This is a genomic window from Hyphomicrobiales bacterium (assembly GCA_039989895.1).
In the GTDB taxonomy this organism is placed as follows: domain Bacteria; phylum Pseudomonadota; class Alphaproteobacteria; order Rhizobiales; family JACESI01; genus JACESI01.
The window spans coordinates 676722-688109 of record JBDXGY010000006.1; the positions used below are offsets into that span (position 1 = coordinate 676722).

Below are 11388 nucleotides of genomic sequence, written 5' to 3' on the forward strand. Positions count from 1 at the left end.
TTTATGGCGTCTTTATATTTATAGAGAAAAACAAATTGGGAAAACCTTTTAAGAGCTTGTTTTGTCAGTGGATTAATATGTCTTGGTGAGGGGTGAAAAGTAGCCATTACGCAAGGAATCATTTATTATTGTGACAAAGTAGCAATAAGTGGAAACACCCTTGTCAGACCAAACAATTTTACCGCCGTCCGATACCCCTGAATCCGGTCCCGAATCCGGTATTGAGCCGATTTCAATCATTGATGAAATGAAGAGCTCATACCTTGATTATGCGATGAGCGTTATCGTCTCTCGCGCTCTTCCTGATGTGCGTGATGGTTTAAAGCCTGTGCATCGCCGCATTATGTATTCAATGCATGAAAACGGCTACGATTGGAACAAGCCTTACCGTAAGTCCGCTCGTGTCGTTGGTGATGTGATCGGTAAATATCACCCCCATGGTGACACGGCGATTTATGATGCGTTGGTGCGCATGGCGCAGCCATTTTCACTACGCTTGCCCCTTGCCGATGGTCAGGGCAATTTTGGTTCAGTTGATGGCGACCCGCCAGCTGCGATGCGTTATACCGAGATTAGATTGGAAAAAGTCGCCCACGAACTGATCGATGATATCGACAAGGACACGGTCGACTTTAAGGAAAATTACGATAATTCCGAAGTTGAGCCGACCGTACTTCCTGCCAAATTCCCCAATCTTCTCGTCAATGGCTCTGGCGGCATTGCCGTTGGTATGGCGACCAATATCCCGCCTCATAACTTGGGCGAAGTGATTTCTGCCTGCAAAGCTTATATTGATGACCCAAGCCTTGATGTTGCTGGCCTGATCGAACATGTGCCGGGGCCTGATTTTCCTACAGGTGGGCAGATTCTTGGTCGCTCTGGCATTCATTCCGCCTATAACACAGGTCGTGGCAGCGTTATCATGCGTGGCCAGGCGAGTGTGGAAGAAATTCGTAAGGATCGCCAAGCTCTTATTATTACGGAGATCCCTTATCAGGTAAACAAAGCAACGATGATTGAGAAAATTGCCGAACTCGTGCGTGATAAACGCATTGAAGGTATTTCTGATATCCGTGATGAAAGCGACCGCAATGGGATGCGGGTCGTGATTGAGTTAAAGCGTGATGCGGTCGCTGATGTTGTCTTGAACCAAGTCTATCGTTTCTCGCCGCTCCAGTCTTCTTTTGGTTGTAATATCGTGGCCTTAAATGGCGGCAAGCCCGAGCAACTGAATTTGCTTGATTTGATCAAAGCTTTCGTCAATTTCCGTGAAGAAGTTGTTTCGCGCCGCACTAGGTTCCTTTTGAACAAGGCACGAGAGCGGGCACATGTCTTGGTGGGGCTTGCCATTGCTGTTGCCAATATTGATGAAGTGATTGCACTAATACGCAGTGCCCCAGATCCAGCAACCGCGCGCAAACAACTGATGGAGCGCCGTTGGCCTGCCAAAGACGTGGCCCCGCTTGTCGAGCTGATTGATGATCCGCGCCATGGTTTAGAGGGTGATGGCACGTACATGCTTTCCGAAGAGCAAGCCCGCGCTATTCTTGATCTACGCCTACAGCGCCTTACAGCTCTTGGACGCGATGAAATTGATGAGGAATTAAACAAGCTTGGTGAGCGCATCAAAGACTATCTTGATATTCTGCGTTCGCGCATTCGCATTATGAGCATCATCAAAGATGAGCTGACCCAAATTTCGGAAGAGTTTTCAACACCACGCCGCACAGAAATACTCGAGGGCGGGGCAGAGCTTGAAGATGAAGACCTGATCCAGCGAGAAGATATGGTCATCACGGTGACACATGGTGGTTATATCAAACGTGTTGCGCTTGATACTTATCGTGCGCAAAAACGTGGCGGTAAAGGACGTGCGGGCATGTCCACGAAGGACGAGGATTTTGTCACGCGTCTATTCGTTGAAAATACCCATACGCCTATTCTATTCTTCACATCGCGCGGCATTGTTCACAAAATGAAGGTCTGGCGCTTGCCGCTTGCAGCCCCTAATGCGCGCGGCAAAGCCCTAGTGAATATGTTGCCACTCGAAGCCGGTGAGCGCATTACGACTATTATGCCACTGCCAGAAGATGAAGACAGCTGGGATACATTAGGCGTGATGTTTGCGACAAATCGCGGATCGGTCCGCCGCAATAAATTATCTGATTTTGTACAGGTTAATCGCAGAGGTAAAATTGCGATGAAACTGGATGAAGGCATGGATATTTTGGGCGTGGAACCATGCACCGAACATGACGATGTTATGCTGACAACACTCAAAGGCCAGTGCATTCGCTTCCCAGTGGGCGATGTGCGCGTGTTCCAAAGTCGTGATTCCACGGGTGTTCGTGGTATCAGATTGGCTGATGATGATGACGTGATTTCAATGTCTATTATCCGTCACTTTGATGCAGCACCCGAAGAACGCACAACCTATCTTAAACAGCGTCGCCTGATAGCTGGCGACACGGATACGGATGAGGCTGTCACACTTGATGAAGACGGAGATGACAGCGCATCAGATGCGCAGCTTTCAACGGAGCGTTATGCTGAGATGAGTGCTGCCGAAGAGTTTGTTCTCACCTTGTCTGAAAATGGATATGGCAAACGCAGCTCGCTTTATGAATATCGTGTTTCGGGTCGTGGCGGCAAAGGGATCGCGGCTATGTCCATGACAAAACGGAATGGAGCGCTCGTTGCATCATTCCCGGTACAAGACAGCGATCAGATTATGCTGGTCACGGATGCTGGCAAACTCATTCGTGTGCCGGTGCAAGCCGAAAACGAGCAAATCCGTGTTATGGGACGTTCAACACAGGGCGTTACTGTCTTCTCTACTGCAGAAAAAGAGCGTGTTGTCTCTGTTGAACGTATTTCTGATGTTGGCGAAGATGACGCCGAAGATGAAGATACAAACGGCACTGTTGAAGGTAATACTGACGCACCAGAGGAAGGATCTGCATCTGAATAACGCTATAAATGAGAATTTGCGTTGCAGAAAAGCCTAACAGAAGGTATCACCTCGTTCCATGAGACGTATCGCATTTTATTCTGGATCATTTGATCCCATAACAAATGGTCATCTTGACGTATTGAAGCATTGCGCCTCAATCGCGGATGAAATTGTTGTGGGTATAGGGGTTCATCCAGGTAAAGCTCCCTTGTTCTCATTCGATGAACGAGCAGGCCTTGTGCATGCAGCGGTAAGCGAAACCAGCGTTATCTCTACTGAAATCTTACGGGTAGTTGCTTTTGATGACCTTGTGGTTGATGCAGCGGCGCGTGAGAGTGCATCGATCATCGTTCGTGGTCTTCGTGATGGCACCGATCTCGATTATGAAATGAAGATGGTGGGCATGAACGGTGCAATGGCACCAAATATTCCGACCGTATTTTTGCCGGCAAGCCCCTCTGTTCGTCCTATTACGGCCACACTGGTGAGGCAAATCGCAAAAATGGGTGGTGATGTCACATCTTTTGTACCAAAGGCTGTCACGACTGCTTTGAAAGATAAATTTGCATGAGGGCCAGCGGCCCATTCTTCAAACGTTAAAGGAAGTTTTATGATTAGAAACATTAAACAAATTACACTTGGTTTTATGGTGTTCGTCTTTGTCATGGCGTTCAATACATTGGTTCATGCGAAAGACGTTCTTGTGCTTGAAACAAGCAAAGGAACCGTAGAAATCGAGTTCTTGCCAAATGTTGCACCAAAGCATGTGGCACAAGTATCTAAACTTGCTAAAAGCGGATTTTATAACGGCATTGTTTTCCATCGTGTGATCGAAGGTTTTATGGCGCAAACTGGTGACCCAACAGGGACAGGTACTGGTGGTTCAAAAGAACCCAATATAAATGCAGAATTCTCAATTACACCTTTTGATCGTGGTGTTGTTGGTATGGCTCGTAGCCAATCCCACAATAGTGCGAATTCACAGTTTTTCATTATGTTCGATGAAGGTCATTTTTTGAATGGTCAATATACTGCATTTGGTCGGGTGATCAAAGGCATGGATGCTGTTGACGCATTACAAAAAGGTGATGGCCAAGGTGGCATCGTGCCCGTGGACAAACGTGACAAAATTATCAAAGCATCTGTCGTCTCCAGATAGGAACGATTTCAAAATAACTGAAAGGAAATAGGTGGCAATATGAGCGATCTGGAAAATACACTTATTATGGAAACGACGGCTGGCACGGTTACAATAACCTTGCGGCCTGATCTTGCACCTAATCATGTGGAGCGGATCAAGGAGCTTTCGCGTGAAGGTTTTTATGATGGCGTGGTTTTTCACCGCGTGATTGATGGCTTCATGGCACAGGGCGGCGATCCAACCGGCACTGGCATGGGTGGTTCAGATAAGCCAGATCTTCGTGCTGAATTCACGACCGAAAAACACGTTCGTGGCACATGTTCTATGGCGCGTTCACAAAATCCGAATTCTGCCAATTCTCAATTCTTCATCTGTTTTGGTAATGCTGGTTTTCTCGATGGTCAATATACCGTTTGGGGTGAAGTGAGTGACGGCATGGACAACGTTGACAAGATTAAACGTGGTGAGCCAGTTCAAGATCCTGATAAAATTATTTCGGCAAAAGTTGCTGCTGACGCTTAAGAGCGATTTTGATGGAAATTTAAGATGGCTTTCAGCATGCTGAAGGCCATCTTTTTTGTAAGAGGCGAATAGCGCCATGCGCGTTGATCTGTTTAATTTTGATTTGCCAGATGAGGCCATTGCTCTTCGCCCCGCTAGACCCCGCGATAGCGCCAAAATGCTTGGCATAAATCCGCATAGTGATATTCCTGTCAGTGATCATGGTGTGATGGATTTGCCCACTTTTTTACGAGAGGGTGATGCGCTTGTATTCAACGATACCAAAGTTATACCAGCTCAATTATCTGGTATCCGGCGTCGAGGCGGGCCAAAGGGTGCCATTGAAGCAAAGATTGATCTAACGCTTCACCTACGATCAGCTCCACACCAATGGAAAGCTTTCGCGCGCCCTGCAAAAAAGCTGCAAACTGGCGACACACTGCATTTTGGTGACCTCATGGCTGAGGTAATGGAAAAGGGCGAAGCGGGCGAGGTTATATTAAATTTTGACTGTAAAGGCGCAGCCCTTGATGAGGCCATAGCGCTTGTGGGTCATGTGCCTCTGCCACCTTATATTTCTGGTAAACGTGGAAAAGATGAACACGACCTTGAAGATTACCAAACTATTTATGCAAGCAAGCCCGGAGCAGTGGCAGCACCGACTGCGGGTCTTCACACCACAGAGCGGTTGCTTGACGCGGCCAAATCGAAGGGTGTTTCGCTGCATTATTTAACCTTGCATGTGGGGGCAGGTACTTTTTTGCCTGTTAAAGTTGATGATACTGAAACACATAAAATGCATGCGGAAATTGGTGTTGTGAGTGAAGAGACAGCAAGAGCGCTGAATGATGTTCGTGCACAAGGCGGGCGGATTATTGCGGTTGGTACAACGAGCTTACGGCTTCTTGAAAGTGCCACCAATGAGCAAGGAATCGTTCAGCCTTTCGCAGGTGAGACAGATATTTTCATCACGCCAGGGTATAAATTCCGTGCGGTCGATATGTTGATGACAAATTTTCATTTGCCAAAATCCACACTCTTTATGTTGGTCTCAGCCTTTTGCGGAATTGATTTGATGAAAGCAGCTTATGACCATGCAATTCAAACAGGCTACCGTTTTTATTCCTATGGTGATGCTTCTTTGTTATGGCGGGCTGACTTAAACGAAGAATTGCGATAAGAGCCTTTTATGACAACACCTTTTTCTTTTAATTTGATGGCAACCGATGGTCTAGCTCGACGCGGTGAAATTGTGACACATCGTGGCGTTGTAGGAACGCCCGCTTTCATGCCAGTTGGGACCGCTGCAACCGTTAAAGCCATGTACCCAAACCAAGTGCGCGATCTTGGCGCGGATATTGTTCTGGGTAACACCTATCATTTGATGTTGCGACCCGGCGCTGAGCGGGTAGCGGGCCTTGGTGGGCTGCATGAGTTTATGAACTGGCCGCATCCAATTTTGACCGATAGCGGCGGCTTTCAGGTGATGTCGCTTGCAAAGTTGAGAAAGCTTTCAGAAAACGGTGTCACATTCACCTCGCATATTGATGGCTCAAAACATGAAATGACGCCTGAACGCTCAATCGAAATCCAGTGCTTGCTTGGTTCTGATATTCAAATGCAACTTGATGAATGTGTTGGTCTTCCTTCGAGTGAAGAAGATATTGAACGCGCAATGGAACTCTCATTGCGGTGGGCTGAGCGCTGTAAAGTGGCTTTTGGTGATAGGCCTGCACAGGCGCTTTTTGGCATTGTGCAAGGCGGTGACAATGTGCTGCTGCGCGAGCGCTCGGCGAAAACTTTGGCGGATATGGATTTCAAAGGCTACTCCATAGGCGGTCTTGCCGTTGGTGAGCCACAAGAAATAATGATGGCGATGCTGGAGGCAACCTGTCCACATCTGCCGGTTGAAAAACCACGTTATTTGATGGGCGTTGGTACGCCAGATGACCTTTTAAAAGCCGTTGGGCGCGGTGTTGATATGTTTGATTGCGTGATGCCAACGCGGGCAGGGCGTCACGGGCAGGCTTTTACAAAGCATGGCAAGGTCAACTTGCGCAATGCGCGCCATGCCGATGATCACCGCCCCCTTGATGAGACATCAAGTTGTCCGGCTTCAAGCCAATATAGCCGCGCTTATCTGCACCATCTTGTTCGTGCGAATGAGGCTTTGGGCGGCATGCTTTTGACATGGAATAATCTCAGCTATTACCAAGACCTGATGCAAGGTATGCGGGATTCTATTGAGGCTGGCGGATTTGCTGATTATAGCGCGACCTGTCAATCAGGTTGGGAGCAGGGCGATATCCCTGTACTTTAACCACTCAATCTGCGCGCTGCACTCTTTATAAAATACAATGGTTGAAGCCTTTTTAATACCAAAAATTCTGGTCACGCATCCGTGAGTTAAAGGTCATTCTTGTTCGCTATCGTTTGAATTGTATGTGATCTCTTCCCTTCCCAAATATAAATCATCGGAAGGGCGATAATGCTCTTCTACATAAAACAAATATAAAGGGTTTTATTATGAAAAAGGTTCTTATCGCTACACTTGCTGCTTCTGCTTTTATCGCATCAAGCGCTTCTTTCGCTGACGATGTTGATGGTGCATCATTTGAAGCATTGAACGCTGTTGATCAAACCGCATCAGCTTCTTCTTCATTCGATGGCTTCAAGCAAATTGATGCTTCTGACGTTCTTTTCGAAGAAACTATAGGCAATAACTAAGGTTAAGCGGTCACACAACGCTTAAAGTGTCTCTCCGGGCACAGGAATAGATAAAAAAGAGTAGCTTTTATTAAGCTGCTCTTTTTTGTTGGGTTGTCATAAGTTATTGTTTTAATATCACAAATTTGTGATTTAAATGTACTTTTTGTTGGCGACCGTTTGAATTGTATGTGATCCCATCCCTTCCCAAATATAAATCATCGGAAGGGCGATGATGCTCTTCCAAACAAAACAAACATAAAGGGTTTTATTATGAAAAAGGTTCTTATTTCTACACTGGCCGCCACTGCTTTTATCGCATCAGGTGCTGCTTTCGCTGACGATGTTGATGGTGCATCATTTGAAGAATTAAATGCTGTTGACCTAACGACTTCAGTTTCTTCTTCATTCGATGGCTTTAATGAAGACACTACAGAAGGTTTCTTGATACAAAACGAAGGCTAATTTCAAGTATCAATTCAATGCTTAATACGCCTCCCTAAGGTATTAGAGTATCGTAAAAAAAGAGCAGCTTTTCTCAAAGCTGCTCTTTTTTATTTTGGTATGTTATCTTCTAGTTCTTTAATCCATATTTCCGCAGAACTATCTGATGGAGCGCGCCAGTCGCCTCTTGGTGAGAGGGATCCGCCTGACGCGACTTTAGGACCATTAGGTACGGCCGATCTTTTGAACTGGCTCGTTTGAAAAAAGCGCCACAAAAACACACGCAGCCATTTGCGAATGGTTTTCAAATCATAGCTATTACGCTTTTCTTCTTTCATATGCGGTGGCCAATGGCCTTGTTCTAAATCACCCCATGCATGCATCGCCAGAAACGCGATTTTTGAGGGGCGCAAAGAGAACCGCGTAATATGGAATAAGTTGAAATCTTGAAGTTCATAAGGCCCAACAAAGTCCTCGGTGCGCTGGCTTGGTGCCTCATCATCATCACCAGGCACAAGCTCGGGTGATATTTCAGTGTCCAAAATTTTATAAAGAACGCTCGATGCATCCGTGCCAAACCGATCAGAGGCTGCAACCCATCTGATGAGGTGTTGAATTAGTGTTTTGGAAACAGAGCCATTGACGTTGTAATGGCTCATATGATCGCCAACACCATAGGTGCACCAACCAAGCGCCAGTTCTGATAGGTCGCCTGTTCCAAGCACAAGCGCATCATGCATATTAGCAAGCCGGAATAGGGTGGCTGTACGTGCACCCGCCTGCACATTTTCAAAAGTCACATCATAGAGCTCTTTGCCTGATGCGAAAGGATGTTTGATATCTTCAAGTGTTTGCCGGCTCACCGGTTCCATGTCTATTTCTTCTGCGCTCACCCCAAGGCTTTTCATCAAGGCCCATGCGGCGCTCTTGGTTGATTTTGAGGTGGCAAAGGCAGGCAATGTATAGGCAAGGATGTTTTTGCGGCTAAGGCCTAGCTCATCAAAAGCTTGTGCGGCAACTAAGAGGGCTTGTGTTGAATCCAGCCCGCCTGAAATACCAACCACAATCTTTTTAATACCGCTAGCTTGGAGCCGTTTGGCAAGGCCAGCTACTTGAATATTATAGGCCTCAAAACACAATTCATCGAGTTTATCATTGTCATTGGGCACGTAAGGAAAGCGATCGAGAGGGCGGCGCAGGCCCAAATCTTTTTTGCGATCAGGTTTGAGCGTGAACTCAATACGTCTGAACGCGCGGTTTTTATATTCACCTGCACAATCAGCGAAGGTTGTGTGCCGCATACGTTCTTGGCGTAAGCGTTCAAGATCTACATCGGCCGTGATGAGTTGCGGTTCCATTGAAAAGCGCTCGCTCTCGCCAAGCAGCTCGCCATTTTCATAAATCATGGCGTGGCCATCCCAAGCGAGATCGGTGGTGGATTCACCGCGCCCAGCCGCCGAATAAAGATAGGCAGAATAGGTACGCGCTGAATGTACTCGACATAAGGCATGGCGGTAGTCAGATTTTCCAACAGTGACATTGCTGGCAGATAGATTTGCAATTACATGGGCGCCTGCCATAGCAGCATAAGAAGAGGGAGGAACAGGTACCCAAACATCTTCGCAGATTTCAATGTTCAGACTGAAATCAGGCATGTCATCAGCTTCAAAAATCAAGTCATTGCCAAAAGGCACGCATTGTCCGGCGATTTTAACCGTATCGGCACTGCGATTTGTGCCAGCAGTAAAGTGGCGGTTTTCATAAAACTCACGGTAATTTGGCAAAAACATTTTTGGCACAGCACCAAGAATTTTGCCGCGATGAATAACAATTGCAACATTGTAGAGAAGAGAGCGCACTCGCAGCGGCATACCAACCACTAAAACGGGCGTAAGCTTCTCACTGCCCTTAATCAAGCTCTCCAATGCCTCAAGACAGCCATCAAGGAGGGCGTCTTGAAAGAATAAATCATCCAGTGAATAACCGCTGATACCGAGTTCGGGAAAGACGACGAGACTTACATTTTGTTTATGGGCCACTTTTGCCATATCGAGCGTGGCTTTGCCGTTTGAAATTGGGTCAGCAACTGTCACCAATGGAGTGGCCGTGGAAATACGGACAAATCCATGTTCGTGAAGATTATAAAAATTACGACCAAGGGTCATTTGAGAGCGCCTTTACGCGATAAATTTAAGCACTTCTTTTGCCAAGTTGCTGACTTTGGGTCAAATATTGGTCTTTATTATAACACTATAACAGAAAAAACCCGCCAATGCTCATGCATGGACGGGTTGTTTATTCTCAAGCTTAACAAGCTCTATCAGCTGCGTTCGTCTAACTTTTGGTATTGGCGTGGCGCTGAACCGGTATAGAGTTGACGCGGACGCCCTATACGCTGTGATGGATCTTCAACCATTTCTTTCCACTGGGCAATCCAGCCGACTGTACGTGCAAGAGCAAACAGTACAGTGAACATGGATGTCGGGAAGCCGAGAGCTTTCAGTGTTATACCGGAGTAGAAGTCAATATTTGGATAGAGTTTTTTCTCGATGAAATATTCATCCGTTAAAGCAATATGTTCTAATTCCATAGCAACTTCGAGTAGCGGGTCATCTTTGATGCCAAGGCTATTAAGTACTTCGTGGGTTGTGGTTTGCATGATTTTGGCGCGTGGATCATAGTTTTTATAAACACGGTGACCAAAACCCATCAGACGGAACGGGTCTTCTTTATCTTTTGCTCGACGAATATACTCAGGAATTTGGTCTTTTGTACCAATTTCCTCAAGCATTTTTAGAGCAGCTTCATTGGCTCCACCGTGGGCAGGGCCCCACAAACAAGCAATACCGGCAGCGATACAGGCAAATGGATTAGCACCAGAAGAACCAGCCAAGCGCACTGTCGATGTCGAAGCGTTTTGTTCGTGGTCTGCGTGAAGAATAAATATGCGATCCATTGCGCGTGCAAGAATAGGATTAACTTCATATTCTTCGCATGGAACGGCAAAACACATGCGCAAGAAATTACCTGTATAACTAAGGTCATTGCGCGGATAAACAAAGGGTTGACCTACGTGATATTTGTAAGCCATCGCCGCAATTGTTGGCATTTTTGCAATCATACGTAAGGAGGCGATCATACGCTGATGAGGATCAGTGATATCAGTGCTGTCATGATAAAAAGCTGAAAGCGCACCAACCACGCCACACATGATAGCCATTGGGTGAGCATCACGACGGAAACCAGTGAAGAGACGTGACATCTGTTCGTGTATCATCGTGTGATATGTCACTCGAGCAACAAAATCATCCTTCTCTGGCTTGTTGGGCAAGTCACCATAAAGGAGAAGGTAACAAGTTTCTAGAAAATCACCTTCGATCGCCAGCTCTTCAATGGAATAACCACGATGCAATAACTGGCCTTTATTGCCATCAATAAAGGTTATTTGAGAATCACATGAAGCTGTAGAGGTGAAGCCTGGATCATATGTGAACATTCCTGTTTTCGCATAGAGGGACGAAATATCGATAACGCTTGGTCCTACTACACCGTCACTGATATTAAATTCGATAGTTTTACCATCAATTGTGAGTTGTGCCTTTTTATCGGACATGTGCATTCTCCATCTTTGGGAAATAATTTA

10 protein-coding genes are annotated in these 11388 nt (G+C 46.3%); 8 read left to right on the forward strand and 2 right to left on the reverse strand.

The genetic code is table 11. The features are described from left to right. Positions 1–160: 160 nt before the first annotated feature. From gyrA to ABJ081_09805, 8 genes are all read left to right on the forward strand, one after another. On the forward strand, positions 161–2971 hold the full coding sequence (gyrA, locus tag ABJ081_09770) for a DNA gyrase subunit A (protein MEP6356960.1): 2811 nt from the start codon (positions 161–163) through the stop codon (positions 2969–2971). A 58-nt stretch (positions 2972–3029) separates the two neighbouring features. Then, positions 3030–3524, forward strand: coding sequence for a pantetheine-phosphate adenylyltransferase (gene coaD, locus ABJ081_09775; GenBank protein ID MEP6356961.1), 495 nt, complete (start codon positions 3030–3032; stop codon positions 3522–3524). A gap of 93 nt (positions 3525–3617) precedes the next feature. After that, a complete protein-coding gene (locus tag ABJ081_09780) occupies positions 3618–4112 on the forward strand; it encodes a peptidylprolyl isomerase (GenBank protein ID MEP6356962.1) in 495 nt (164 codons plus the stop codon). A gap of 39 nt (positions 4113–4151) precedes the next feature. Next, on the forward strand, positions 4152–4616 hold the full coding sequence (locus tag ABJ081_09785; protein ID MEP6356963.1) for a peptidylprolyl isomerase: 465 nt from the start codon (positions 4152–4154) through the stop codon (positions 4614–4616). Positions 4617–4692: 76 nt separating this feature from the next. Then, entirely contained in the window at positions 4693–5775 is a 1083-nt protein-coding gene (queA, locus tag ABJ081_09790) for a tRNA preQ1(34) S-adenosylmethionine ribosyltransferase-isomerase QueA (protein ID MEP6356964.1), read from the forward strand. A 9-nt stretch (positions 5776–5784) separates the two neighbouring features. Continuing rightward, a complete protein-coding gene (gene tgt, locus ABJ081_09795) occupies positions 5785–6915 on the forward strand; it encodes a tRNA guanosine(34) transglycosylase Tgt (GenBank protein ID MEP6356965.1) in 1131 nt (376 codons plus the stop codon). A 206-nt stretch (positions 6916–7121) separates the two neighbouring features. Further along, entirely contained in the window at positions 7122–7322 is a 201-nt protein-coding gene (locus tag ABJ081_09800) for a hypothetical protein (protein MEP6356966.1), read from the forward strand. 252 nt (positions 7323–7574) lie between these two features. After that, positions 7575–7766: a hypothetical protein gene (locus ABJ081_09805; GenBank protein ID MEP6356967.1), complete on the forward strand. Its 192-nt coding sequence runs from the start codon at positions 7575–7577 to the stop codon at positions 7764–7766. Between the two features lie 89 nt (positions 7767–7855). On the opposite strand, the gene ABJ081_09810 is transcribed toward ABJ081_09805, so the two are convergent. Both ABJ081_09810 and gltA read right to left on the reverse strand, forming a co-directional pair. Next, entirely contained in the window at positions 7856–9910 is a 2055-nt protein-coding gene (locus tag ABJ081_09810; protein ID MEP6356968.1) for an NAD(+) synthase, read from the reverse strand. A gap of 155 nt (positions 9911–10065) precedes the next feature. Continuing rightward, positions 10066–11358: a citrate synthase gene (gene gltA / locus ABJ081_09815; protein ID MEP6356969.1), complete on the reverse strand. Its 1293-nt coding sequence runs from the start codon at positions 11356–11358 to the stop codon at positions 10066–10068. Between the last annotated feature and the right edge of the window lie 30 nt (positions 11359–11388).